Source organism: Campylobacter concisus, assembly GCF_902460845.1.
In the GTDB taxonomy this organism is placed as follows: Bacteria; Campylobacterota; Campylobacteria; order Campylobacterales; family Campylobacteraceae; genus Campylobacter_A; species Campylobacter_A concisus_X.
Window position 1 is genome coordinate 148,793 of record NZ_CABPVS010000003.1, and the last position, 25,649, is coordinate 174,441.

Genomic DNA, 25,649 nt, shown 5'->3' on the forward strand with positions numbered 1-25,649 from the left:
TATTTCCTTTACGCTATTTTCTTATCGTGCTTTATTAAAATTGGCTTTGCCTTATCTTTTACAGTCTCTTTTGAGATAACAATATCATACTCTTTTAACTCTGGTAGCTCATACATTATGTCTGTCATAAGCTCTTCCATTATACTTCTAAGCCCCCTGGCTCCAGTCTTTCTCTCAATAGCCAGACTTGCTATCTCTTCAAGTGCTTCATCATCAAATTTAAGTGTAGCACCGTCAATAGCACAAAGCTTTTGGTATTGTTTTAATATCGCATTTTTTGGCTCGGTTAAAATTTTAACCATATCTTCTTTTGTTATCTCATTTAAAGTAGCTACTACGTGAAGTCTACCTATAAGCTCTGGAATGAGGCCATATCTTACAAGATCGTCTGGCTCAAGTAGGCTTAGTAAATTTTCTTTTTCATTTTTGCCACGTTTTTCTTGGTTAAATCCAAGTATGTTTTTACCAACCCTTCTCTCGATAATATCAAGAAGTCCGTCAAATGCACCACCACAAACAAATAAAATATTTGTCGTATCTATCTGGATAAAGTCTTGGTTTGGATGTTTTCTACCACCTTTTGGTGGGATATTTACAACACTTCCTTCGATGATCTTTAAAAGCGCTTGCTGTACGCCTTCACCTGAAACATCCCTTGTAATGCTTCTATTTTCACTCATTCTAGCGATCTTATCGATCTCATCTACAAAGACAATGCCTTGCTCCGCCTTTTTCACGTCACCATTTGCAGCTTGTAAAAGCCTGGTAAGGATATTTTCAACATCCTCGCCAACATATCCAGCTTCAGTTAGACTCGTAGCATCACAAATAGCGATAGGCACGTCAAGAAATCTCGCTAAAGTCTGAGCCATCAACGTCTTACCACTTCCAGTTGGGCCAACAAGCAAGATGTTTGATTTTGAAATTTCAGTATCGTCTTTGATGTCGCTTTGTTTAAAAATTCTCTTATAGTGGTTATATACGCCGACACTAAACACCTTTTTAGCCCTGTCTTGACCGATCACGTAGTTATCAAGTACCGCCTTTAACTCCTTTGGTGTGAGCTTTTGATACTCTATCGTTTCGTCATTTTTACTCTCTTCTACGCTAGTATCTCCATGTATCATATCGTATGCGGCTGCTATACAATACTCGCATATATAGGCATTTCCTTCTATATCTGCTAGTAGCCTTCTCTCGGCAGACTCAGCCTCTCCACAAAAATTACACTTTCTAGCCATTAATCTCTTCCTTTTGCAAGTGGAATTCCTCTTGTCGTTTCTAATATAAATTTACACATTTTCTTCACGTTTTCGTCGCTAGTTTTTGAGATCAGCTCATTTGCTTGATCTTTTAAGCTAATGCCTTGATTAAACAAAAATTTATAAGTACGAACCAGCTCTTCAACTTGCTCTTTATTAAATCTGCGTCTAATGCCAACCAAATTTAAGCTTCTTATATAAGCCCTATTGCCTTCAGCTAAGCAAAATGGCACTACGTCTTGGCTTAGTGCACTAGCACCTGCTACCATGCAGCTCTCGCCAACCCTAACAAACTGATGAATAGGCGTAAGGCCACCCACAACAGCATAGTCGCCAAGCTCGACATGGCCTGCTAGAGTTGCGTTGTTTGCCAAAATGACGTTGCTACCGATAATGCAATCGTGTGCGATGTGAGAATACGCCATGATAAAGGCGTTATCGCCGATCCTTGTTATACCATCGCCCTTGTGCGTGCCTGAGTTTATCGTGCAAAACTCACGTATAGTTGCGTGCTCGCCGATGATGACGCCAGTATCGACCTCGTCTTTGTAGCTTATATCTTGTGGGATATCGCCTACGATCGCATAGCTAAATACACGAGAGTTATCGCCGATCTTGGTTTTGCCAAGCACCCTAGCACCCTGCTTTATCGTGACGTTGTTGCCAAGGACTGCATCTTTACTTACAAAGGCGTAGGCCTCGATATTTGCGTCATCTCCTATTATCGCTCCATCTTCTATTACAGCTGTTTGGTGGATATTTTTCATTGTCTCTCTTTTTCTTAAGCAAAAGCCTATTTATCGACTATCATCGCTTTTAGTTCAGCCTCTGCACAAAGTACTTCATCGACGTATGCTTTACCTTCAAGCACCCAAATATTTCCCTTGTGCTTTAGCACGTTTAGTCTGTACTCTAGTCTATCTCCAGGGCGGACAGGATGGCGAAATTTTGCTCCGTCTATACTCATAAAATAGACCACTTTATTCTCGATACCAGCTTGGTGCTCGTCGCTCATGCTCTTAAAAGCTAGCACACCACCAGCTTGCGCCATGCCTTCGATTATCATAACACCAGGATATATTGGGTGACCTGGAAAATGCCCCTGAAATATAGGCTCACCAATGGTTACATTTTTGTAAGCCACGATGTTTTTAGCTGGCTCTAGCTCAACAACTCTATCTATAAGTAAAAATGGAAATCTATGTGGGAGAATTTTTTGAATTTCTACGACGTCTATCACGTTTTAGCCTTAGTAATGTAAATTTTTGGCGATTGTAACAAATTTATACTAAGAAAAAAATTATTAGCCTCTCTTAAAAATCTCTGAAATTTAGCTTTGATTAATTTAAATTTAGTGCTCTAAAACCAAAATTTCTTCGCTGTCATTATAAAAAACAGCCTTTGCATAAATTTCGTAGCTGCCCTTTTTGATCTCGTCTAAGATGATGATAGGATTTTGCGAAAATTCTCCACTTGTATCGCGACGAAATTTCATCTCATCACTAAGCTCAAGCGGTCTTTTGCAAAGCTCATCTATGCTTGCAAAATTACTATTTGTAAATTTATTAAATCGATTTAAGCTCATAAAAACCACGCCCTCTTTTAGCTCATCATCCATCTCGCAATCTCTTGCTACATTTAGCTTTAAACTCTCTCTTTTAAAACCAGAGTAAAGCACAAAGTAACTCGGTGTCACGTAACCTTCAAATTTTACGTAAGCACGTAAAAGCCTGTAGTTTAAAAATCGCCTTCTAAAAAGGTGAAATTTCTCCCCCTTTGCCTCGCACTCGCGCACCTTTTTATAAAGCTCAAGCCTCGCCTCAATGCTACCATAAAGCGCCCTTGCGTGTAGCTCGCTCATTAGCTCACTTTGAGGTAAATTTTGCGAGTCTCTCTGTTTTTTTAGCGCAAAGACGCAGCCGCAGTAGTTTTGGTGATAGAGCTTGTCTTTTTTAGCGAGGATAAACTGCTCACTTGTGCCACCATTTTTTCTATAATCAACTGCAACAGCCTCCAAATTTGAGCCAGCCACCGCCTCATCAAGCGCCTTTTTAAGCTGAGAAAAGTCTTTTTTTGGACTCATCAAAAGTGTCGTCGTTATCTTACTAAGACCTAGCTCAAGTGCCTTTTTAGCGGAGTCTTTCATACGAAAGTCAAAGCAGTATTCGCACCTTTTGCCCTTTTCTGGCTCATCTTCAAGTCCTTTTGTGCCGCCAAGCCACGCCTCATAATCGTATTCGCCACATATTAGCTCAATGCCTAGCTTCTCGCAGCTTCGCTTCACGTCCTCAAAACGCAGTAAAAATTCGCTATATGGATGTATGTTTGGATCATAAAAATAGCCTACTATTCGTTCATTTGGATAGTCTTTTTGTAGGCGCCCTAAAAAGTAGTGGCTATCGACCGAGCAGCAGATATGAACTAGCAAATTTGACCTTTTTTGCTTGCATTATATCAAAGTTTTTTATCATAAAATTTAGCCGCATCGAGGTATTTTTTAAGAATATTTTGGCTTACTAGGTCATCAAATTTACCAAAAACCATTTGATTGCCAGATTCGATTATAAGTACTTTTTTTGCAATCATCTTAGCACTTAAAATATCATGCGTGATAAAAATAATGCTGATCTTTTCATCTAAGCTTAAAAGCAAATTTATGATCTTTTGCTTTGTCGCATTGTCAAGCCCGCTTGTTATCTCGTCGCAGATTAAAATTTTTGGCTTTGAAAGAAGGGCTAGCAATATCCCAACCCTTGTCGCCTCACCGCCACTTAGCTGTGACGGATATTTTTCTAAAATTTCATCTTTTAAATTTAAATTTATTAGAAGCTCTTTGAGTTCATTTTCACTAAAACTAAGCTTGAGATATGACCTCACATGAGCGATAGCTGTTTTTACTTTTAGCGCTGGATTTAGGGCTTGCTTTTGGTTTTGCAAGATATATCTGATATCTTTTTTGAGCTCATTTTTATCCGTGATCTCCCAATCGTTTATGTAAATTTTGCCCTCACTTTTTGGCTCACTAAAAGATATGAGCTTTGCAAGCGTACTCTTGCCACTACCACTTTGGCCCAAAATGGCTAAATTTTCGCCATCATCAAGTTCAAAATTTATCCCCTCCAAAAGGTGCAAAGTTTCAGCCTTGGCATTAAAATGTTCTTTGAAGTTTAAGCTTTTTGAGACGTTTTCAAGTCTGATTTTCACGCATTTTCCTTTAAATTTAGCCGCCCATCTCTCATCTGCCAAATTTCATCGCTAAGATAGTTTGTCAGCGCCTCATCATGTGAGATAAAGATGACACTTATCTTGCCTTTTAGGCTCTCTAAAATGCCTGCTACTTGGCCCCCGCTAATGCTATCAAGCCCGCTTGTTATCTCGTCGCAGATCAAAATTTTTGGTTTTAGACAAAGCGCAAGAGCGATCTGCACGCGGCTCGCCTCGCCCCCACTTAGTTCATATGAGTATTTGTGCCAGATGAGGTTTGCGTTATTTAGACCAAACTCCTTAAAGTAGCTAAACGCAAGCTCTTTATTTGCCCTTTTGTCGCCATCAAGATAGGCGTTAAAGTGATCGCCCACGTTTAAGAGTGGATGCAGGCTGGCAACTGAGTTTTGAAAAACAAGCGCAGCGACCTTTTTTCGGTACTCTTTTAGCTCATTTTGACTAAGCTTTAAGATATCTTTTTTATAAATGCTAAATTTATCTGCCTTCACTCTAAAATGATCATCAAAAAGCCTTATTAGGCTCTTTGCAAAGAGCGATTTGCCGCTGCCACTAGCGCCTGTGATACCTATAAATTTACCCTCGCTCATGTCAAAATCAAGCTCGCTCAAAAGCTGCCTATCCTTATAAAAAACGTTTAAATTTCTAATCTCTATCATATTTTTATATTGCCATTTTTTGAATTTGACGTGATGATCGAGGTTGCAAGGATGAGCAAAAAGAGCGTCACACCGGGGAAAAGCACCATCCACCAAGAGCCAAGAAAAAGCGCCTCTTTGCTCTCATTTAGCATGATGCCAAGGCTTATTTTATTTGCATCACTGCCAACGCCAAAAAAACCAAGCGTAGCCTCCATGACGACTGCATTTATCGCATTTATGCCAAAGATACTAACTACAAGATGCTTTAAATTTGGCAAAATTTCAAAGCAGATAAGGCTAAATTTACCAGCGCCATTTATCACGGCCTGCTCGGCGTAGTCGCACTTTTTATTAAGCCTTAAATTTTGCATAAAGACTTTTGCGCCCTGCATAAAGGAACAAATGGCGATGATAAAAGATGTTATAAAGAGATCTCCGCTACTAAATGAGCTAAAAAGCATGATAAAAACGATGTTTGGTATGCTTAAAAAGGCATCAAGTCCCTTATCAAAAAGGCTCTCACAAACTCTGCACTTGCTCGTGCCAAAATATGCGTAGATGAGTGAAAAAAGCGTCGTTAAAAAGCCAGCTAGTAGCAAGATAAGAAGTGAGTTTTTAAGCGCGTAGGCAACTCTTGTGAGATTGTCCCTGCCTAGGATGTCAGTGCCAAAGATGTGCTCACTACTTGGGGCTAAATTTACCGCCATAAAGTTAGTAAAATTTGGCTCAAATTTAGAAAAAAACGGCGTCACAAAGGCAAATGCGACAAGTGCCAAAAATACAAAGCAAGCTAGAAAAAATATGACTTTTCTCATAAATTTCTCTTATCTGCCAAAATAGCAAAAATTTTTGCTAGCAAATTTGCAAAAACAACAAAAACGGCCGTTAGCAAAATGGTTGCAAGTGCGACTGGATAGTCTTTGGCGATCACTGCATCAAGACTTAGTTTGCCTATGCCCGGAAATGAAAAAATACTCTCAATGACGTATGATCCTGCAAAAACGCCAGCCACAAGAGTGGCGAAATAATAGACTATATCGGTGCTTGCGTGCTTTATCGCAAAGAGATAAATTTTGCCACTGCTCAAGCCTCTAGCGCGCGCTGTTTGGATAAAGTCAGCATTTAGGCTTTGATTTAGCCTGTCACGCACAAATTTCACGTTTGCGCCAAGGTGTGGCAAGATGATGGCAAGCGTTGGTAAGATGATAAATTTAGCCCCTACTCCGCTAGATCCTAGCTCGTTTGCCCCAGAGCTTGGCAGCACGTTTAGATAGACGCTAAAGATCGCTATTAGCACGAGTGCGATGTAAAAATGCGGTAGTGAAGCTAGCAAAAACGAGCTAAAATTTATAAAGATGTCGGCAAATTTATTCTTATAAATGGCGCTTAAAAGCCCCAAGAAAAATGATAAAAAAACTATCAAAAAAAACGAAGCAAAAAATAAAATGAGTGAGTTTAAAAGCCGCTCTTTAATGAGCAGCGACACACTTGCCCCGCTTACAAAGCTAGTGCCAAAGTCCCCCGTGACAAAGTGAGCTAGCCATCTAAAATACTGCACAAAAAAGCCATCTTTTAGCCCCAAATTTTCTAAAATTTGCTCTTTTATAGCCACGCTCACCGCTTCGCTTCGCAAAAACATCGCGTCAGTGACGTTTCCTGGCAAAAAATATATGAGCAAAAATAGAAAAAATGAGATAAAAAACAGCAACCCAAGGCTTGAGATCGCTGTTTTTAAAATGGCTCTAGACAAGGCTTTTGTCCACTATTTTACTTGCCACTCTCTTATATTCCATAAAAATCCAGCCCCATGGTGACCTAAAATTTGCGTCTTTATGCCTAAAATTTTGTTGTTAAAAACGAGTGGATAGTCAAGATAGGCTATAAAAATGTAAGGTGGATTTTCAAAAAGCGCTTTTAGAAATTCTTTATAGTATTTTTTCCTAAGCTCCACGTCCTTTGTATATCTTGCGTTTTTTAGGGCGAGATCAACGTTTGCATCTTTGTAGTGGTTAAAATTCCAGCCATTTTCATTTATGCTCACATCGGCAAATCCGCCAAAGATCCTGTATGTGTGAAAATCTGGATCAAATGGGCTTCCCCAGCCGATGATAAAGCTATCAACCTCGCTTATACTAAAGGCTGTTCTTGGCTTTGCGTAGGCTTTGGCTCTCACGCCAAATTTATTTAGCTCACTGCTTAAAATTTTGGCTAGATTGACCCTTAAGATGTCGTTATTAAAGGCATAGATATCAAAGCCAAGCTCCTTGCCGTCCTTTTCAAAAAAGCCAGCCTTATTTTTCTTAAAGCCACTCTTTTCAAGCAGCTCCCTAGCCTTTTGCGGATCGTAGTTAAATTTAAACTCGCTGTCATTTGCAAAGCTTTTTTCTATAGGATTATTCGCTACGCTTGCATATCCGTGAAATAAATTTTTCACTATCTCATCTTTATTTATAGCGTAGTTTAGAGCTATCCTTACATTTTTATCTTGAAAAAGAGGATCATTAAAGTTAAACATCAAAGCTCTATAGTCTGCACTTTTAAATTTAAGCAGGCTTAATTTTTTATCATCTTTTATAAAATTTACGCCAGTTGGAGAAATGAGAGCAACGTCTATCTCACCACTTTTAAGCCCAACGAGCCTTAAATTTTCATCACCAACAATTTTAAAAAATACCCTTTTTATCTTTGGCTCGCCCTTGTAAAATTTATCATTTGCCACAAACTCCAAACTCTCATCTTTTTTCCATTTTACAAGCTTGTATGCGCCAGTGCCAATAGGAGCGTCATTAAATTTATCAGTCGCGATATCTTTGCCCTTTAAAATGTGCTCGGGCAAAATGCCAAAGCTAAGTGCGTCAAGAAACGGCGGAAACGGCTCATTAAGCGTAATCTTTACTTTATAATCCCCTAAAATTTCAACGCTTTTTACCACCTCGTAGTTTGAGATAGCAGGCGCGTTTAGCTTCTTATCTTGAGCCGCTTCGATGGTAAATTTAACGTCCTTTGCGCTAAATTTCACCCCGTCATGCCAAAAAGCATCATCTCTTAGCTCAAAAACATACTCCAGCCCATCATCACTCACCTGCCAAGACTTGGCAAGCTCAGGCACGACGTGGCTATTTTCATCATGGCTAGTAAGTCCAGAAAAAACCAGCGAAAGCGTAGGATCGTGATCCTCGTCGTAGAGTGGATTTATACGAGGTGTTTGCTCCTCGATAGCGACCACGACTTTGCTCTCGTTTGCGTAAAGGCAAACGCCAAATAACAAGAAAAATGCAAGTAAAATTCTCTTCACAATTATCTCCTTTGATTGAAATATTTGTGAAATGGTAATACGAATTTTATAAAAGTATTATTAACTAAAATGCAAATTTGAACGTCTAAAAATTTGGAAATTTCTAACTAGAATTTAACCTTATTTAAAGTAAAATCAAAGTTTATTTTAGATCACTTCAAGGTAAAAATTTAAATGAATAAAAATAAAAAAATAGCCCTAATTTCAGGCATAAGTTTAGTTTCACTTTTGCTTTTTTATACGCTTCTTGGCTTTTTTGGAGTACCTTATGGCATTAAAAATATCGCTCCAAAATATCTAAAAGACTACAACGCAACGCTTTTTGTGGAAAGTGCTAAATTTAATCCTTTTACCTTCGAGCTAAATGCGACAAATTCTGAGCTAAACACTACTTCGCCACTTTTTAGCACAAAGCAAATCGACATCAAGCTAAAGCCATTTTCTATCTTTAAAAAATTAGTTGAAGTTGATATTTTTAGGCTTCAAGAACCAAATGTCAAAATTTTACGAGATAAAAATTCAAAATTTAACTTTAGTAATTTTATAAGCGATGATAACGCAACTACCGAAGATAACAGCACTAGCTCTATAAATTTTGCCCTAAATAACGCAAAAATCATCAAAGGCTCATTTTCATATAGCGATCAAAACCTCACAAATCCATTTAACGTAAGCTTTGATGATATAAACTACGAGCTAAGCTCGCTAAATACTAAGAAAAATAGTGCGGGCAGCCATATTTTTGACTCAAACTCGACTCTAGCTCACAAGATCGATCTAAATGGCGATATCAAGCTAAATCCCCTAAAAATCGAGGGCAATATCAGCATAAAAGACTTTAGCATAGATCCAGTGGCGATTAGCTTTATCGATAATGACACACTAAATCTTAAAAATGCGGTCATAAATTTAGGAATAAATTACGCTTTAATTGCCGACGAGAACGCTACAAATATAAATTTAAAGGATAGCTTTTTAAATGTAAAATCACTAAGCATAGATGAGGGCAAAAACAAACTAAGCCTTGGTGAGCTAGAGCTTCCAAAATTTGATCTATCAAGTAAAATAGCAGACAAGATAGATGCTAAATTAGAGTTAAATGCCATAAATTTAAGCGATGTGTCATTTAAGAATGCAATAGCAGTAAGCTTAAAATCACTAAATTTAAGCAATATTTCGCTTTTAGCAAATTTAAATGAAAAAAGTGAGCTAAATGTGACAGCCACACTAAATAGCATAAATACAAATGCCCTAAAAATAGACGAAACCAGTAAAAATTTAGTAAATCTAAAAGATATAAATGCCTCAAATTTAAATGCAAATTTAGCAAATAGCAAAACCACTTTAACCCTTGAAAAAATAGCGTTTGATGGCATCAATGCCCCACTTAGTAAAAATGCGAATGCAAATGTGGAAGGGACTAAAATCTCAAACATTAGCTTCACTCAAGATACCAATAAAAGCCTTGCAACTCTTGATGAGATTAGTATAAATGGTATAAATTTAAAGGCAAAAAATAAAGAAATTTTAGATATCGCTGATGTGCTTACAAAAACGATCAAATTTGATATTTTAAATATGGCTTTGAGCGCTGAGAATATCGATGTAAATAGACCAAAATTTAACTCAGAGTTAAATGGTAACGGCTTAAGCGCGATAAACCAGCTTGGACTTGGTGAGAAAGAGCCAGCAAAAACAGCCAATCATCGCACTAAAACCAAAAAAGAGAATACATCAGCTTCAAAAAGCAAAGAAAATGAGTTTAAATTTGATATAAAAAATATCAATGTAAATAACGCCAATATCGCTTTGACGCACCTTTTTGATGGCGAGAAGATCGCTCATAAATTTGATAATTTGTTTGTAAAAATAGCAAATTTAAGTAGCGATTTTAGTAAGCCATTTGACGCGAAAGTGGATATGAAAAGCTCGCAAAAGCTAAATTTAGACCTAACTTCAAAGATCAAACTTGAACCACTTGATATAACTGCTAAAATCAAACTTGAAGATAAAAATTTGCCAAAATATTTTGCTTACGCAAAGCCATTTTTAGAGGCAGATCTTTCAAGTGGAGAGATGAGTGCAAACGCCGAGCTTCACTATGCAAAAGATATAAAAGCGGACGCAAAGCTTAGCGTAAAAGATATTAGATTAGATGATAAAAATAAAGAAAAACTAATCGCGTTTAAAAGTTTAGAAGTGGATAAAATTTCACTTTTTAAAGATAATCTTGAAATTACTGGAGTTGCTTTAAATTCGCCGTTTATCAAGGCTCATCTAAGCAAAGAACGCGAATTTAATCTAAGCAAAATCGTAAAAGAAGATAAAAGCAAAGTCCAAAGTGAGCAAAAAACTGAGAGCAAAAAGGCAGCTGGCAAAAAAGATGACGAGCTAAATTTTAGTATCAGAAATTTCTCACTTAACAACGGCGAGGTTGATTTTTCAGATGCGTCACTATTTATGCCATTTGCTACAAAAATTTCAAATCTAAATGGCAAGCTAACCGACATCGATAAAAAACGTCCAAGTTCTGGCGAGTTTAAAGGCACAGTTGGTAAAAACGGTTTTTCTCAGATTACAGCAAAACTATTTCCTTTTGAGCTAAAGCAAAATAGCGACATTAAGCTTGATTTTAAAGACATCGATCTAATCAACATAACACCATACAGCGGGCAATTTTTAGGTTATAAAATAAAAAAAGGTAAGTTAAATTTAAATCTAAATTATAGCGTTGTTGATTCAAAACTAAATGGTTCAAATCTTATAAATTTTGACACACTCACACTTGGAGAAAAGGTCGATTCAAAAGATGCTGTAAATTTACCACTTTCGCTTGCTATATCGATATTAAGCGATCAAAATAATCAAATAAATATCGACCTGCCAGTTGAAGGAAATTTAGACGATCCAGACTTTAAATATGGCGGTGTCATTTGGGCTGCTGTTAAAAAACTCTTTGCAGACATTACGTTAGCTCCGTTTAGATTTTTAGGTAATGCTCTAGGACTTGGCAGCAAGGATCTAAGCTCTATTGATTTTCTTGCTGGAAGTAGCGAGCTAATAAGCTCAGAAGCACCAAAAATAGCTGATTTTATAAAATTAACCACTGCAAAGCCTATGATGAAACTTAGCATCACGCCTACTTACTCCGAGATAGATGTACTCTACTTTAAAGAAAAAAAGCTTGATCAAAAGATAAATCAAATAATCGCCTCAAGTGGCAAAGATTATATTACCGTGCTAAATTCTCTCGTTCCAAACGCTAAAGATAAAAGCGATAAAGCCTTAAGAGAAGAGGCAATAAAAACCATCGAAGTGGATAAGGAAAAGCTAATTGAGCTAGCAAATGAGCGTGCAAATGCAGTAAAAGAAGCGCTCATCAAGGCTGGGCTTGAGACTAGCCGCATAAATGTAAATGATGCAACAAGCTCAGATCCTAAACAAAACACCTATACAAGCGTGCTTATGGGAGTGGCGAACTAAATTTCATTTATCTCACTGCTTCTTGCGTTGTAAACAAACCAGCTAAGAAGCATGAGCATCATAAATGCGCCAAAGACTAGGCTTGCGTAAAAATATAAGCTAAAGCCTTCACCTAGTAAATTTGCATTGTGAAGAGCGATCATAACACCAGCAAGTGAAATTAAATAGCCAATTAGCTTAATGATAAAAATTTTTGGATTTACAAGGATGAGTAAAAGCCCGCAAAGCATGACACCAAAGGCTATTTGTAAATTTAAAATGCCAGCTTGAGCACTTAAGCCAAATGTCAAAAAACCAAGCAAAAATATGACTAAAAACATCAAAACAGCATAAACTATCCTGCTTCGTCCAAAGCCGTACATAAAGCAAACAAAGCCTTTGTTATGTTTGTTGTAGTCCATTTTTTGCTCCTATGTAACAAATTTTTGTATTTTAATGCCAAATTCTTAAATAAAGGCTTTAATCTGAAATTTCACTCATTTTGGCTAATATTTTACATCTTGAAAAAGGAGCAAAAATGCCTTATGTTAATATCAAAATAGCAGGCCCAGAGCCGACAAAAGAGCAAAAAGATCAAGTCTTTAAAGAGGTGACTGAGACGCTTGTAAGAGTACTTGGCAAGAAAAAAGAGGCGGTTATGATTTTCATAGAAACTCACGACGCTAGCAACATCGGCGTAGGTGGCGAAAGCGTAGAAGATAAGAGAAAGGGGATAAAATGAGCGAATTTAGCAAAGCAGATTTGGAGAGAAAGATAACACTTGAAGTTGGTGACAAGGCGCCAGAGTTTGAAGCGCTAAATCAAGACGGCGTAAAGGTCGCATTAAAGGACTTTATAGGCAAAAATGTAGTGCTTTACTTCTACCCAAAAGACAACACTCCAGGCTGCACGACTGAGGCTTGCGAATTTAGCGCAAACTACGATCAGTTTATCAAAAACGATACCGTCATCATCGGTGTTAGCCCAGATAGTGTGAAATCACACGTTGGCTTTATAGCAAAGCAAAATTTAAAGCACATTCTATTAAGTGATGAGGATAAAGAAATTTCAAAGCTTTATGGCGTTTGGCAAGTCAAGAAAAACTATGGCAAAGAGTATCTTGGTATCGTTAGAAGCACCTTTGTGATCGGCAAAGACGGCAAGATAGTTAAAATTTATAAAAGCGTAAAAGCCAAAGATCACGCCGCAAAAGTACTAGCTGATCTAGCAAAATAAGGAGCAAAGATGAAGCTTATAAAAATGCTAATTTTAAGTGCGTTTTTTGCGCTAAATTTATCAGCACTGACTGAAGGCGTGGAGTATCAAACTTTAGCAAAGCCGCTTAATGTGCCTAAAAACTCGGTCGTTAAGGTCTTTAGCTATGACTGCCCACACTGCTATAAATTTGACCGGACTATCACAAAAAAGCTGATATCAAAGCTTGAAGATGTGAAATTTATCCCATATCATCTAAGCACAAAAGGCAAACTTGGCGAGACCGCGAGTAAAATTTTTGCCGCTCTTATATCGATAGATGAGGCAAATGGCACTGATCTACTAAGCGATGAGTCAAAATTTAAGCAAGCAAAATTTGCGATCTATAAAGCAAGACATGATGAAAAAGATGATTTTGATGATGGCAAAGACAAAGAGAAATTTATAAATTTAGCCCTTAAAGCAGCTCACGTGAGCAAGAACAACTACGAAAAAGCACTAAATAGCGAAAGAGCAAAAGAGCTTTTAGATGCGTGGTTTGCCTCTTATGATGTCGCTAGCATTAGCGGTGTGCCAGCTTTTGTAGTAAGCGGGAAATATCTAATAAATTTAAGTGCGGCTTCATCAATAGATGAGATGGCAAAGACGATACAAGAGCTTTTAGATAAGTAGTTTTGGCGGGTAATATCTGCAAATTTTGGTCTTAGAAATGTAAATTTAAAGCAATTTTAGATAAACTCAGACCAAAATTTCTAAGAAAAAAGAAAGGTTTAACAATGAATGCTTCAGAATTTATCTGGATGGATGGAAAATTGGTTAAATGGGACGATGCAAAAGTACACGTTCTAACTCACTCTTTGCACTACGCTAATGCCGTATTTGAAGGTACAAGAGCTTATAAAACAAAAAAAGGTCTAGCTATTTTTAGACTCCAAGATCATACAAAAAGGCTTTTAAGATCAGCAAAAATGACTGTTTTAAATGTACCTTACACCGAGGAAGAGCTTGAAAAAGCGCAAATAGAGCTTCTTCGCGCAAACAAATATGACGGCAATGTTTATATCCGCCCACTTATATTTTTAGGATACGGCGTAATGGGTGTAGCTCACACAAAAGCGCCAGTGCAAACCGCTATCGCTTCATGGGAATGGGGTGCTTATCTTGGCGATGAAGGTCTAGAAAAAGGCATTAGAGTTAAAATTTCAAGCTTTGCCAAACTCGCACCTGCTGCTCAAATGAACAGAGCAAAAGCTAGCTCAAACTACCTAAGCTCACAAATGGCAAACTACGAGGCAAAAGAGGCTGGATACGACGAGGCGCTACTTCTTGATAGCGAGGGCTTTGTAGCTGAAGGCCCAGGCGAGTGTTTCTTTATCGTTGAAAACGGCGTTTTAATCACTCCACCAAACGACAACAGCCTACTTAGCATCACTCAAGATACAGTCATAAGACTTGCTCATGATCTTGACATAGAAGTAAGAAGAGAGCGCATCACAAGAGATCAGGCTTACACAGCTGACGAGGCATTTTTCACTGGTACTGCAGCTGAAGTAACACCGATAAATAGCATAGATAACCGCATTATCGGCAACGGAGCTAGAGGCGAAGTGACAAAGAGACTACAAAAAGCTTATTTTGACGTAGTTTATGGTCTAAACAAAAAGTATGAATCATTTTTAACATATATTTAAAAATTTAAAGGAACGAAATGCCCGCTGATTTAAACGATTATTTCAATAAAAAAAAGCCAGGTAATGACAACAGAGGCTCAGGTCAAAATAGCGACAAAGAGCCACCTTTCAAAAAGGACTTTAAAATGCCAAATTTGCCAAATGGTTTTGGTAAATTTGGAGCACTTGCCTACATTGTAATTGCAATTATTGCTATTTTTGCTATCACTCAGCCATTTAAAGTGATTCACTCAGGCGAAGTTGGCATCAAGTCTACGGCAGGTAAATACGAGCCAAATCCTTTGCAACCAGGCTTTCACTTCTTTTTACCTTTTATCCAAGACATCATCATCGTGGACACCAGAGTTAGGATCATAAACTATACTTCTGGCGAGGATATGGGCGAATCAATGCAAAAATCATATCAAGGCGTTGGCGCTGGAATTTTACGTAAAAATTCTATTTCAGTGCTTGATGCTAGAAATTTACCAGTTAGCATTGATATTACTGTGCAATACCGTTTAAATCCAGAAAATGCCCCTCAAACTATTGCCTCTTGGGGTCTTAGCTGGGAGAGTAAGATAGTTGATCCTGTCGTTCGTGACGTGGTTCGCAGTATCGCTGGTAAATATACAGCAGAAGAGCTTCCAACAAAGAGAAACGATCTAGCAAGACAAATCGATGATGGCATAAGAAAAGATATCGACTCTCAGCCAAATAAGCCAGTTGAGCTTTTAACAGTCCAGCTTCGTGAGATCATCTTGCCTTCAAAGGTAAAAGAGCAGATCGAACGCGTTCAGATCGCAAAGCAAGAAGCTGAAAGAACAAAATACGAAGTAGAAAGAGCAAATCAAGAAGCCTTAAAACAAGCCGCACTTGCAGAAGGTACCGCTAAAGCTGCGATTATTGAAGCAAAAGGTAAGGCTGATGCCATTAAAATCGAGGCTGACGCAACTGCGTATGCAAACAAAGAGGTTGCAAAAAGTGTCGATCAAAATCTACTAAATTTAAAGCAGATCGAAACGCAAAATAAATTTAACGAAGCCCTAAAAGAAAACAAAGATGCTAAAATTTTCTTAACACCTGGCGGAGCTGTGCCAAATATCTGGCTAGACGCAAAAGATAAAGCAAGAGCTAGCTCAGTAAGCGAGAGATAAAAATGAATAGCGTAACGAAAAGTATAGACTGGCAAAAAGTTGGCGGATTGCTTCCAGTAGTGGTTTGCGATCATGCTACAAACGAAGTTTTAATGCTTGCTTACATGAACGAAGAAGCATTAAATTTAAGTCTATCTAGCCGTTACGCTCACTACTTTTCACGCACCAAAAATAGAATTTGGAAAAAGGGCGAAGAAAGTGGCAACACTCAGGAGATAAAGGCTGCTTTTTTAGACTGCGACAACGATACTTTGCTTTTAAAAGTGATTCAAAACGGAGGCACTGCTTGTCACACTGGAGCAAGGTCATGTTTTTTTAATGAGATAAATTTGCATGACGGCAAAATTTTAGATACAAAAGTTGAAGTCAAAAAAATAAATTATGGTGTGCTTGATGAGCTTTACCATGTAATAGAAGATAGAAAGCTAAATGCTAACCCTGAAACTTCATATGTGGCAAATCTTTTTAAAAAAGGTGAAAATCAAATTTTAAAGAAAGTTGGCGAAGAGGCTGGCGAATTTATAATGGCTGCAAAGGATCTTAGTTTCGCAGAAAACTCAAAGCAAAATGAGCAAAAAGCAAAAGATGATCTGATCTATGAAGCAGCCGACCTTTGCTTTCATGCACTTGTAGCACTTTCAGCCCATAATATCCATCCAGATGCTGTAAAAAACGAACTTGCAAGGCGTTTTGGCATAAGTGGCATTGAAGAGAAAAGATCGCGAGATGTTAAACAGCATTAAGCACAACTTGCTTTTTGTATTGCAAAATGCAAAGCTCATTGATTTTCTAACCTATGGCTGGATATTTTTAGCATTTATACTAATTGTGCTTTTAGGGATTTTTATAGCGATAAAGTCATGGTGGCAGATAGGATTTTTATTTATTTTGGCTGGTTTTTTTGGACTTTTTATAGGTAATTACTACGCGAACAAATATATAAATGAAAATTTAAGACCAGTTAGCATAAGCAAAATAACTACCAAGCAGCTTCAATATGTTGATGCACTAATAGTTGATTTTAATATTACAAATAATTCAAATAATGCACTTAGTATCTGTAAAATCGAGCTTGACTTCTATCTAAGCTCAAGACAAAATACGAAAGATTTTTTTAACTCACTTAATCCATTTGCTAGAAAAAGAATCATCTTAAACGAGGAATTTTTACCAAAGCAAAGCATTGAGGTTAAAGAATTTGTCAATGATTTCGCATTTATAGACTACAATATCTCTAAAAAAGTGGAGTGTTTTTGATGAGCTCAGCATATTTTACGATCGCTCATATTATCGTTCTTTTTGCGATTGCTCTGCTTTCCATTTTATTTCTTGTTCTCTCACTTAGGGCTGAGCGAAAGTTATTTTTATCACTATTTTTTACAAACATTCTAGTCTCAACCACACTTGCTGTTTTTTTGATGCTAGTGCTTGATAAATATACAAAAAAAGGTATGCTCGAAAATGTAAAAAGTGAGCGAATTTTGCGAAATGAGAGTATTGTTTTTAAGGGGCAAGTGAGAAATATCGGTAAATTTACAATTAGCAACTGCACGCTGACAGTCAAACTAATCAATCAACCGCTAAATAAAAATGACCTTGGCGGGGAAGCATTTTTTAAGCCAAGTGGGCTTTCATTTTTCTCATGGGTTCTTGGTACAGATAAGGACGAGAGGCCAAATACAGTTGAATATAAATTTGATGTAGCCAAAAATTTACCAAAGCAAAAAAGCACACCATTTACCGTATATATGCCATATCCGCCTTACTTTAAAAATGGCATGAATATCACAAAACTAAATTGCTACTAATCAAATTTAAAGCAAATTTTTACAAATTTCATAGGATAAAACGCTAAGTCTTAGTTTGATTTTAGAGTAAATTTTATCTTTTTTAGTATCTGAAAAGATTTAAAAAGTACAAAGTATATCAAGTAGCCTGCCCAATTTTTGTAGGTCATTTAAAAAGAGTTGCTTTGTTTTTTGTGTAAATTCTTTTGCTTCTTCAAGGATTTTAGTCTCGGCTATATTATAAACAAACTCTTTTTTTAGGACCTTTGCACCTTTTTTATAAAAGAAATTTGCTTCTATGATGCTTGCAAAAAAGCTATCATCTCTTAAATAGTAGTTTGTTGCTACATTTACATGCACTGGCTTTTGCAACAAAAAATCGCTGCAAACACTATTTTGTGAGCTAAATTTAACACTCTCAAGCACATCAGGCCTTATCTCATAAAATTTTATCTCATTAGCTTTTTTTAAAGCTAGTATATCACTTGATTTATTTAAATTTATAGAGCTATTATTTACCTCAAGTACGTTTATAGTACCTTTTGCAAGCGAATAAGCATTTAAAATTTTATCTTCTGCTAAAAAATTGACTACACCAAAAAATGGCACACTAGCATTTTGTTCTATAAAATTTTGAACGGTTTTTATTTGCAGCTGCTGTTTTGCGCCATTTATCTCATAGTAGCTTACGTAAATAGAAACGTCTTTTTTGCTTGGATTCTTTTGTGAGCAACCACTAAAAAATAGTGCAACAAGCAAAAAAATAGCTAAATTTTTCACTTTATGAAATAGTCACCATCAAAGCTTACAAGCGAATATTTTCGCTCATTGCCGATACTTTCTTTAAGTTCGTCTATGCTTAAAAATTCTAAGCTATCTGCACCGATATATTCTCTTACTTCCTCTGCATTTTTTTTAGAGCTTATTAACTCTTCAAAGCTTGGCGTATCGATACCGTATCGCTCAGGGTATTTAAGCTCAGGACAAGCGACTCTAAAATGAATCTCTTTAGCACCAGCATGTCTTAAAAGATCAACCACTTTTTTTGAAGTAGTACCGCGAACGATACTATCATCGATAACAACAATACTTTTACCTTTTAGAACCGATGACATCGGGTTAAGTTTTAGCTTAACTTTTAAATTTCTCATCTCTTGGCTTGGCTCGATGAAGGTTCTACCCACATAGTGGTTCCTAGTGATAGCTAGCTCAAAAGGGATCTTGCTCTCGTTTGCATATCCGAGCGCTGCTGGCACACCGCTATCTGGTACAGGTACGACGAAATCTGCTTTAATTTTGCTCTTTTTAGCTAGTACTTCACCCATTTTTTTTCTAACTTCATAGACACTTTTACCTTCTATCACGCTATCTGGGCGAGCAAAATAGATATATTCAAATGCACAAATTCTAGGATCTGGATCATAAATTTGGATACTTTGAAACTCACTTTTTCCATGTTCAAAAACTATCATCTCACCAGGCCTAATATCTCTTATAAAGCTAGCTCCCACAAGATCAAAAGCGCAAGTCTCGCTAGCTACGATATATCCACCATCTTTTAGCCTGCCAAGACTTAGCGGCCTAACACCCCAGCGATCTCTTATTGCAAAGGTTTTATGGCGTGACTGGATAAGCAGACAATAAGCACCTTTTATCTTATCAAGTGCTGCGATAATACGGTCCTGCAAGTGTTCGCTATGGTTTCTTGCGATTAGATGGATGATGTTTTCAGTATCCATATTTGTCTGAAATATCGCACCATCCTTAATAAGCTCATCTCTAACCTCATCTTTATTTACCAAATTTCCATTATGGACGATTGAAATTTGTCCCAAAGAGTAATTAGCGGCTATTGGCTGAGCATCACGACCCGAGTTTTTACCAGCAGTTGCATATCGGTTGTGACCAATAGCCATATCACCTTTTAGCGATCTTAAAATTTCTTCATTAAAGACCTCTGTAACTAGGCCATTACCCTTGTGAGTAGAAATTTCTCCATCATCACAAACGCTAATGCCGCTTGCCTCTTGGCCACGATGCTGCATAGAAAATAACGCATAATACGCAGTTTTTGCTGCATCTTTAGAATTTATAATACCAACTATTGCACACATTTTTTTCCTTTAGTTTTCATCATCTTTGTAAATTTCAAGAACATTTTTGTAGTTAAACTTGATCTCATCGCCAACATTTAAACAGCCTTTTGTAAATAAATGGTTCATTGTCTAAAATGCCGGTAAATTCGCCGCTATTTGTCTCGCTAACGACCACCCACATGCGCTCAACCTAAGCAAACTCATCATCTTCAAATCTAAATATAAGCTTTACTATATCGTCAGTTCTTAAATTTTGACGCTTTTCACGCTCCGGCAGGTAGAATTTATCAACAAGTTCTAGCTTGTAGTTCTCTACATCATCAAGCTCAAATTTAATCATCAAGTCCTAAACTATCGTCTATCGAGTATAGGCCACTATTTTGATCTTTTAGCCAAATGGCAGCCCTGATAGCACCTTTTGAAAAGGTTGCCCTACTCGTTGCGGTGTGATTTAGCTCAATAAATTCGCCGTCATTATAAAAGCCAACTGTGTGGCGACCGACCACATCTCCACCACGAAGTGCCATAACTGCGATCTCGTCTTTGCTCCTAGCCCCTACCATGCCGGCTCTACCAGTTACTAAAACATCTTTTAAATTTAAATCCCTAGCCTCAGCCACGCAACCAGCTAAGGTCATTGCTGTGCCGCTTGGAGCGTCCTTTTTGTGCCTATGGTGTTGCTCAACGATCTCTATGTCAAATTCTCTTAAAACCTTTGAAGCGATCCTTGCAAGGCGGTTTAGTACAGCTACGCCCAAACTCATATTTATTGCGTAAAGAATAGGCATAGTTCCAGATGCTAGGTGGAGTAAATTTTTATCTTCGTCATTTAGTCCCGTCGTACCGATAACTAGTGGTTTTGGATTAGTTCTAGCGTAGTTTAGCAGTGCTACTGTAGCCTCTTTTTGGCTAAAGTCGATTATCACATCGCATGCTTCAAAAAATTTAGCAAAGTCATTTGTCAAAAGTTCGCTATTTAAATTTTCAACCTGATTTTTTTGGCTAAAAGCGATGCTTAAAGTAGCATCTTTTTCATCTTTTAAACAAGAAATGATACTTTGAGCCATCTTTCCACTAGCACCATAAAGGCCTATTTTTACCAAAATTTATCCTTTGATTTTTGGTTGAAATTTAACATAAAATTTATTATAGATAGATTACGAATAGGCTTTAAAAATACGTATAAAATCAAAAATTTAATAGAAAAAAAGAAGAAAAATTTAGCCAAAAAATTGGCTAAATTTGAGTATTAATGCAAGCTTTCTATGTAGCTCATAGCGCTAAGTGCAGCCACTGCGCCATCACCTGCTGCTACGACCACTTGTTTTGGAGCGTCTTCTCTAATATCGCCTGCCACAAATAGTCCTTTTAGACTAGTTTGCATCTTAAGGTTTGTCTTGACCTGTCCACCATCAGCCATTTCGCAGATAAATTTGCCATTTTCGTCTTTTAAAATTTCGTTATTTACGTTTAGCCCAACAAAGGTAAAAATTCCCGGCACATCAAGCACACGCTCGCTATTTTTGGTATCAAGCACGATCTTTGTTAGGCCCATTTTATCGCCAAGCGCCTCTTTTATAGTCGCACTTGTTATAAACTCGATCTTCTCATTTTTTCTAGCTTTTTCAACGGTCGTAGGTGCTGCTCTAAACTCGTCACGTCTATGGATAAGATAGACTTTTGAGCAGATATTCGCTAGATAAAGTGCCTCTTCAACAGCCGTATCGCCACCGCCAAGAACAGCCACTTCTTTGTTTTTATAAAAGAAGCCATCGCATGTCGCGCATGTACTTACGCCTTTGCCAAAGAACTCGTCCTCGCCTTTAAAGCCAGCACGTCTTGGAGTTGAGCCAGTTGCTACGATGACAGCCTTTGCCTGCTCGCTCTTGCCGCCTTCAAGTAAAATTTCAAAGCTACCGTCACTATTTTTTCTAACGCCAATGACATTTGCCCACTTGTGAACTAACCCAAATGCGCTGCACTGTTTCCACCAAGTGCTCATAAAGTCAAAGCCACTTTCGCCAGGGGCTTTTTGACCTGGGTAGTTTTCTATCTCTGAGCTAGAGGTGATCTGACCGCCAGGCTCGCCTTTTTCAAACATTACAACATTTTTTAGTCCGCCTCTAGTGGCGTAAAGTCCGGCGCTTAGTCCTGCTGGACCGCCTCCGATGATTGCTAAATCAAGCATAAATTTCCTTTATTCTAAAACATTTATGGACGAATTTTGTTTGTAAATTTCGCCTTTTTGATGAACTATCTCAACACTGCTAGGAAGCTTTGTGATGCTCAAATTTTGCATCAGCTCCAAGACCGTATTTATATCTGAGCTTATATATTTTAGTGTTGAGTTTGACTCATATCTTTTTTGAAAGATATCGATTACCACAACTGTTTCATTTTTGATTGGTAAAATTTCGTCTAATTTTGATTGATTTGAGCTAAAGATTAAAAGCGTGTATTTTGGCTCTTTTGGAGTGAAAATTTCGCTTTTTTCGTAGAAAACTAGCTTCGCAAAATCAACAAATTTATATTGTGAAAAACGATAGTTGCTATACGCAAATGCAACTGCTATCATAGCTGCACCAAAAAATGAACCAAATATATATGTAAGAGGAAGCAGACTTCCTCTTCTTTTTTCGCTCATTAAAGAAGCGAATTTAGTTTGTCAGTTAAGGCTTGTTTTGACTGTGCACCGACCATTTGCTCAACTAGCTCGCCATTTTTGAAAAATAGCAATGTTGGGATCGATCTGATGCCAAACTCAACTGCAAGATCTTGCACTTCGTCAGTATTTACCTTGCAAATTTTTGCTTTGCCGTCAAAGTCTTCAGCAAGCTCTTCGATCACTGGAGCTAGCATACGGCAAGGTCCGCACCATGGAGCCCAAAAGTCTACTAAAGCAACGCCTTCTTTTGTAACATCAAAATTTTCTTTTGTAAGTTCGATGTATTTTCCCATTTTTTCTCCTTATTTTTAAAATGTGGCAATTATACAAATTAAATTTAAATTTTATCTAAATAATAAATTTTATTATAAGCTAATATTTTCTATTAGTTCTAAATTTTCATTTTTTATGACAACTAAATCGACTTGAAAATCTCTATTTGGCTCATTTTTCATCATATAAAAATTTATAGTTTTTAAAATTTTTATATATTTTGCATTATTTAGTCTATACTCTGCTTCATATTCTCCGCTAGTTGCTTTTACCTCTATGAAGTGTAAAATTTTATCACTACTTAGTGCGATAATGTCGATCTCGCCAAATTTAGAGTGAAAATTTCTCTCTAAAATGATAAAACCGAGCTTTTGTAAAAATTCGCATGCCCTATCTTCTGAGCTTTTGACAAAGAGATACTCTTTTAGCCCCAAACTACTCCTCGATCCTCATCATAAATGGCTCTTCTTTTATATACTCTTGCTCTTTTAAAATTTCAATTGTCCTTCTTACATCAGCCTCAAGACTCGTATGTGTCGTAAAAAACAATACCGCAAATTCGCTCTCATCTTTTGGTTTTTGAAGTATGCTATCGATCGATAAGTTATTTTCGCTCATTAAATTTGTAATCTTTGCTAGCACACCCATTTTATCTTCGACTTTTAACCTAAAGTAGTACTTCGTCTTTATCCTATCGCGGTCAAGCAGCTCAAGCGTATTTAATTCAAACGGCACTTTATATCCAAGCATCGGCGATTTGCTATCTCTTGCGATGTCGATAAGATCACTGATAACTGCACTTGCCGTTGCATCGCCACCAGCTCCAGGTCCATAGTACATCGTCTCGCCAACGACCTCGCCAACGACACTGATCGCATTTGTCACACCGCTTGCCTTTGCTATCATTTTATTTTGCGGCACAAGTGCTGGATGTACGCGTAGCTCGACTTTGCCCTCGCTTTTTTTGGCGATGGCTAGAAGTTTTATCGAGTATTCAAAATCTTTTGCAAAGAATATATCCTCAGGAGTGATGCCTTGTATTCCTTCTATCAAGATATCCTCTGGGTCGCCGTGCACGCCGTATGCGATGCTAGCAAGGATTAGCAGTTTGTGTGCTGTATCAAAACCACCCACGTCAAAAGTAGGATCAGCCTCGGCATACCCAAGCTCCTGCGCCTTTTTAAGAGCGTCTTTAAAATTTGAACCCTCATCCATCATCGAGGTTAGGATAAAGTTACTAGTTCCGTTTAGTATGCCATTTATGCTAACGATGTGATTTGCGCTCAAGCCTTCTCTTAATGCTCTAATGATCGGCACGCCACCAGCCACGCTTGCTTCAAAGCCAAATGGTATATTTTTGGCTAAATTTTGCAAAGCATATCTGTGATAGGCAAGAAGTGCTTTGTTTGCAGTCACGACTGCTTTTTTTCGCTTTAAAATTTCACTCACAACCCTAAAAGGCTCTTCCACACCACCCATAAGTTCGACAAAAACATCGATGTCATCGCGGTTTATAACGCTATTTATATCGTCAGTCAAAGGGATGCCAGCATTTCTTTTTTTATTTAAATTTCTGACCACTCCTATGACTGGTACGATCTCCTCGCCACTTCTTGCTGCGATTAGCTTTTTGTTTTTTAGTAAAATTTTAGCAACTGACTCACCAACGGTTCCAACGCCCAATATCGCTACATTCATTCAAATTCTTTCAAATATTTTTTTATATTTCTAGCTGCTTGTCTTATTCTATTTTCGTTTTCGATAAGAGCTAGACGCACATAGTCGTTTCCGCCCTCGCCAAAACCAATACCCGGACTAACTGCGACTGATGCCTTTGTAAGAAGCTGCTTTGAAAACTCAAGACTACCTAAATGGCTAACTTTTGGTGGTAGTTTCGCCCAAATAAACATACTAGAGCTTGGTTTTTTAAGCTCCCAACCAGCCTGAGCAAAGGCCTCTATCATCACATCTCTTCTTTTTTCATAAATTTGGCGTATCTCTTCAACGCAGCTTTGATCGCCGTCAAGTGCGACTGTGGCAGCCACCTGTATCGGCGTAAACATGCCGTAATCAACCCATGATTTTATCTTTTTAAGTGCTGCACAAAGCCTTTTATTTCCGCACATAAACCCAACTCTCCAGCCAGCCATGTTATAGCTTTTTGAAAGTGTGTAGCACTCGACTGCAACGTCTTTTGCGCCATCTACTTCAAAGATACTTGGCGTTTTGTAGCCATCAAATGTAAGATCAGCGTAGGCGATGTCAGATATGACATAAAATCTCTCTTGTTTTGCAATGCTTACAAGGCGCTCGTAAAAGCTCTTTTGCACTGTCACGGTCGTTGGATTGTGCGGGAAATTTACGACTACGTATTTTGGTTTTGGCGAGCTTGCGTGTATCGTTTGGATCAAATTTTCAAAAAATTTATTCTCATCTAACTCAAATTTATCATTGTAGTGAAGTGGCATCTTTGCGACACTTCCGCCAGCAAATAAAAACGCTTGCGTGTGTATCGGATAAGCAGGGTCAGGCACGATAGCCACATCGCCTGGGTTTATCACAGCTTGAGCTAAGTGAACAAAACCCTCTTTGCTACCCATCGTGGCGACTGCTTCAGTGTCTGGGTCTAAATTTACGCCGTATTTTCGCTTATACCAGTTGCAAATGGCAAGGCGGAGCTTGTAAATTCCAGCACTGGCTGAGTAGCCGTGAGTCTTGTCCTTTTGCGCGCTTTCGCATAGTTTATCGACGATGTGCTGTGGTGTTCTGCCCTCAGGATTACCCATAGAAAAGTCGATGATGTCCTCGCCAGCTCTTCGTGCAGCCATTTTTATTGCATTTACTTCGGCAAAAACGTAGTTTGGCAAACGCTCAATTGTATTAAATCTTATCTCATCAAACACT

Annotated in this window: 29 protein-coding genes; 9 read left to right on the forward strand and 20 right to left on the reverse strand. The window is 37.8% G+C overall.

What is annotated here, in order from left to right; genetic code table 11:
* Positions 1-8: 8 nt before the first annotated feature.
* The 9 genes from clpX to F3H00_RS03910 all read right to left on the reverse strand — a co-directional run bounded on the left by clpX (position 9) and on the right by F3H00_RS03910 (position 8,423).
* On the reverse strand, positions 9-1,241 hold the full coding sequence (gene clpX, locus F3H00_RS03870; protein WP_148800370.1) for an ATP-dependent Clp protease ATP-binding subunit ClpX: 1,233 nt from the start codon (positions 1,239-1,241) through the stop codon (positions 9-11).
* The gene (gene lpxA / locus F3H00_RS03875; RefSeq protein WP_148800368.1) at positions 1,241-2,029 is read right to left on the reverse strand and encodes an acyl-ACP--UDP-N-acetylglucosamine O-acyltransferase; all 789 of its coding nucleotides are present in this window, start codon (positions 2,027-2,029) and stop codon (positions 1,241-1,243) included. Before lpxA ends, clpX begins: the two co-directional genes overlap by 1 nt.
* 26 nt (positions 2,030-2,055) lie before the next feature.
* Positions 2,056-2,502, reverse strand: a complete 447-nt coding sequence (gene fabZ, locus F3H00_RS03880) for a 3-hydroxyacyl-ACP dehydratase FabZ (protein WP_087578292.1) — start codon at positions 2,500-2,502, stop codon at positions 2,056-2,058.
* A gap of 111 nt (positions 2,503-2,613) precedes the next feature.
* Positions 2,614-3,690: an epoxyqueuosine reductase QueH gene (locus tag F3H00_RS03885; RefSeq protein ID WP_148800366.1), complete on the reverse strand. Its 1,077-nt coding sequence runs from the start codon at positions 3,688-3,690 to the stop codon at positions 2,614-2,616.
* Positions 3,691-3,716: 26 nt separating this feature from the next.
* Positions 3,717-4,466: an ATP-binding cassette domain-containing protein gene (locus tag F3H00_RS03890; RefSeq protein ID WP_148800364.1), complete on the reverse strand. Its 750-nt coding sequence runs from the start codon at positions 4,464-4,466 to the stop codon at positions 3,717-3,719.
* Positions 4,463-5,143: an ATP-binding cassette domain-containing protein gene (locus tag F3H00_RS03895; protein ID WP_148800362.1), complete on the reverse strand. Its 681-nt coding sequence runs from the start codon at positions 5,141-5,143 to the stop codon at positions 4,463-4,465. The genes F3H00_RS03890 and F3H00_RS03895 overlap by 4 nt, the downstream gene beginning before the upstream one ends.
* Entirely contained in the window at positions 5,140-5,940 is an 801-nt protein-coding gene (locus tag F3H00_RS03900) for an ABC transporter permease (protein ID WP_148800360.1), read from the reverse strand. Before F3H00_RS03900 ends, F3H00_RS03895 begins: the two co-directional genes overlap by 4 nt.
* A complete protein-coding gene (locus F3H00_RS03905) occupies positions 5,937-6,875 on the reverse strand; it encodes an ABC transporter permease (protein WP_148800358.1) in 939 nt (312 codons plus the stop codon). The genes F3H00_RS03900 and F3H00_RS03905 overlap by 4 nt, the downstream gene beginning before the upstream one ends.
* Positions 6,876-6,887: 12 nt before the next feature.
* Positions 6,888-8,423: an ABC transporter substrate-binding protein gene (locus F3H00_RS03910; protein ID WP_410369063.1), complete on the reverse strand. Its 1,536-nt coding sequence runs from the start codon at positions 8,421-8,423 to the stop codon at positions 6,888-6,890.
* A gap of 171 nt (positions 8,424-8,594) precedes the next feature.
* Here F3H00_RS03910 and F3H00_RS03915 point away from each other — a divergent pair, with 171 nt between their 5' ends.
* On the forward strand, positions 8,595-11,903 hold the full coding sequence (locus tag F3H00_RS03915) for a DUF748 domain-containing protein (RefSeq protein WP_148800355.1): 3,309 nt from the start codon (positions 8,595-8,597) through the stop codon (positions 11,901-11,903).
* Here the strand turns inward: F3H00_RS03915 and F3H00_RS03920 are convergent.
* Positions 11,900-12,304 carry a hypothetical protein gene (locus tag F3H00_RS03920; protein ID WP_148800353.1) on the reverse strand — a complete coding sequence of 135 codons (405 nt, stop codon included), beginning with the start codon at positions 12,302-12,304 and terminating at the stop codon, positions 11,900-11,902. The two genes, F3H00_RS03915 and F3H00_RS03920, sit on opposite strands and share 4 nt — an antisense overlap.
* A 116-nt stretch (positions 12,305-12,420) precedes the next feature.
* On the opposite strand from F3H00_RS03920, the gene F3H00_RS03925 reads away from it, so the two are divergent.
* The 8 genes from F3H00_RS03925 (at position 12,421) to F3H00_RS03960 (ending at position 17,732) form a co-directional block, all read left to right on the forward strand.
* Positions 12,421-12,624: a tautomerase family protein gene (locus tag F3H00_RS03925; RefSeq protein WP_021090801.1), complete on the forward strand. Its 204-nt coding sequence runs from the start codon at positions 12,421-12,423 to the stop codon at positions 12,622-12,624.
* Complete coding sequence (bcp, locus tag F3H00_RS03930; protein ID WP_085657869.1) at positions 12,621-13,118, forward strand: thioredoxin-dependent thiol peroxidase; 498 nt, start codon at positions 12,621-12,623, stop codon at positions 13,116-13,118. The genes F3H00_RS03925 and bcp overlap by 4 nt, the downstream gene beginning before the upstream one ends.
* A 9-nt stretch (positions 13,119-13,127) precedes the next feature.
* Complete coding sequence (locus F3H00_RS03935) at positions 13,128-13,769, forward strand: thiol:disulfide interchange protein DsbA/DsbL (protein WP_148800351.1); 642 nt, start codon at positions 13,128-13,130, stop codon at positions 13,767-13,769.
* A 104-nt stretch (positions 13,770-13,873) separates the two neighbouring features.
* Positions 13,874-14,788: a branched-chain amino acid transaminase gene (locus F3H00_RS03940; protein ID WP_021090882.1), complete on the forward strand. Its 915-nt coding sequence runs from the start codon at positions 13,874-13,876 to the stop codon at positions 14,786-14,788.
* A gap of 17 nt (positions 14,789-14,805) precedes the next feature.
* On the forward strand, positions 14,806-15,924 hold the full coding sequence (locus F3H00_RS03945) for a prohibitin family protein (RefSeq protein ID WP_148800350.1): 1,119 nt from the start codon (positions 14,806-14,808) through the stop codon (positions 15,922-15,924).
* Positions 15,925-15,926: 2 nt separating this feature from the next.
* Positions 15,927-16,667 (forward strand): bifunctional phosphoribosyl-AMP cyclohydrolase/phosphoribosyl-ATP diphosphatase HisIE, encoded by a 741-nt coding sequence (gene hisIE / locus F3H00_RS03950; RefSeq protein ID WP_148800348.1) that lies wholly within the window; start codon positions 15,927-15,929, stop codon positions 16,665-16,667.
* On the forward strand, positions 16,651-17,181 hold the full coding sequence (locus F3H00_RS03955) for a DUF2393 family protein (protein WP_148800346.1): 531 nt from the start codon (positions 16,651-16,653) through the stop codon (positions 17,179-17,181). The genes hisIE and F3H00_RS03955 overlap by 17 nt, the downstream gene beginning before the upstream one ends.
* A complete protein-coding gene (locus F3H00_RS03960; protein WP_148800593.1) occupies positions 17,181-17,732 on the forward strand; it encodes a DUF2393 family protein in 552 nt (183 codons plus the stop codon). Before F3H00_RS03955 ends, F3H00_RS03960 begins: the two co-directional genes overlap by 1 nt.
* A gap of 99 nt (positions 17,733-17,831) precedes the next feature.
* On the opposite strand, the gene F3H00_RS03965 is transcribed toward F3H00_RS03960, so the two are convergent.
* From F3H00_RS03965 to F3H00_RS04010, 10 genes are all read right to left on the reverse strand, one after another.
* Positions 17,832-18,491, reverse strand: coding sequence for a DUF8095 domain-containing protein (locus tag F3H00_RS03965; protein ID WP_148800345.1), 660 nt, complete (start codon positions 18,489-18,491; stop codon positions 17,832-17,834).
* Positions 18,488-19,825, reverse strand: coding sequence for an amidophosphoribosyltransferase (gene purF, locus F3H00_RS03970; RefSeq protein ID WP_107811560.1), 1,338 nt, complete (start codon positions 19,823-19,825; stop codon positions 18,488-18,490). Before purF ends, F3H00_RS03965 begins: the two co-directional genes overlap by 4 nt.
* A 172-nt stretch (positions 19,826-19,997) precedes the next feature.
* The gene (locus F3H00_RS10315; protein WP_187424118.1) at positions 19,998-20,147 is read right to left on the reverse strand and encodes a hypothetical protein; all 150 of its coding nucleotides are present in this window, start codon (positions 20,145-20,147) and stop codon (positions 19,998-20,000) included.
* Positions 20,140-20,910: a 4-hydroxy-tetrahydrodipicolinate reductase gene (gene dapB / locus F3H00_RS03975; RefSeq protein WP_149703711.1), complete on the reverse strand. Its 771-nt coding sequence runs from the start codon at positions 20,908-20,910 to the stop codon at positions 20,140-20,142. Before dapB ends, F3H00_RS10315 begins: the two co-directional genes overlap by 8 nt.
* 146 nt (positions 20,911-21,056) lie before the next feature.
* Positions 21,057-21,995: an NAD(P)/FAD-dependent oxidoreductase gene (locus F3H00_RS03985; RefSeq protein ID WP_148800340.1), complete on the reverse strand. Its 939-nt coding sequence runs from the start codon at positions 21,993-21,995 to the stop codon at positions 21,057-21,059.
* Positions 21,996-22,004: 9 nt separating this feature from the next.
* Entirely contained in the window at positions 22,005-22,451 is a 447-nt protein-coding gene (locus F3H00_RS03990; protein ID WP_148800338.1) for a hypothetical protein, read from the reverse strand.
* A complete protein-coding gene (gene trxA, locus F3H00_RS03995; RefSeq protein ID WP_012001054.1) occupies positions 22,451-22,765 on the reverse strand; it encodes a thioredoxin in 315 nt (104 codons plus the stop codon). The genes F3H00_RS03990 and trxA overlap by 1 nt, the downstream gene beginning before the upstream one ends.
* A gap of 72 nt (positions 22,766-22,837) precedes the next feature.
* Entirely contained in the window at positions 22,838-23,179 is a 342-nt protein-coding gene (locus F3H00_RS04000; protein ID WP_149703713.1) for a YraN family protein, read from the reverse strand.
* Position 23,180: 1 nt separating this feature from the next.
* Complete coding sequence (locus F3H00_RS04005) at positions 23,181-24,443, reverse strand: homoserine dehydrogenase (RefSeq protein WP_148800334.1); 1,263 nt, start codon at positions 24,441-24,443, stop codon at positions 23,181-23,183.
* Entirely contained in the window at positions 24,440-25,648 is a 1,209-nt protein-coding gene (locus F3H00_RS04010; protein ID WP_084109200.1) for an LL-diaminopimelate aminotransferase, read from the reverse strand. Before F3H00_RS04010 ends, F3H00_RS04005 begins: the two co-directional genes overlap by 4 nt.
* Position 25,649: the final 1 nt, after the last annotated feature.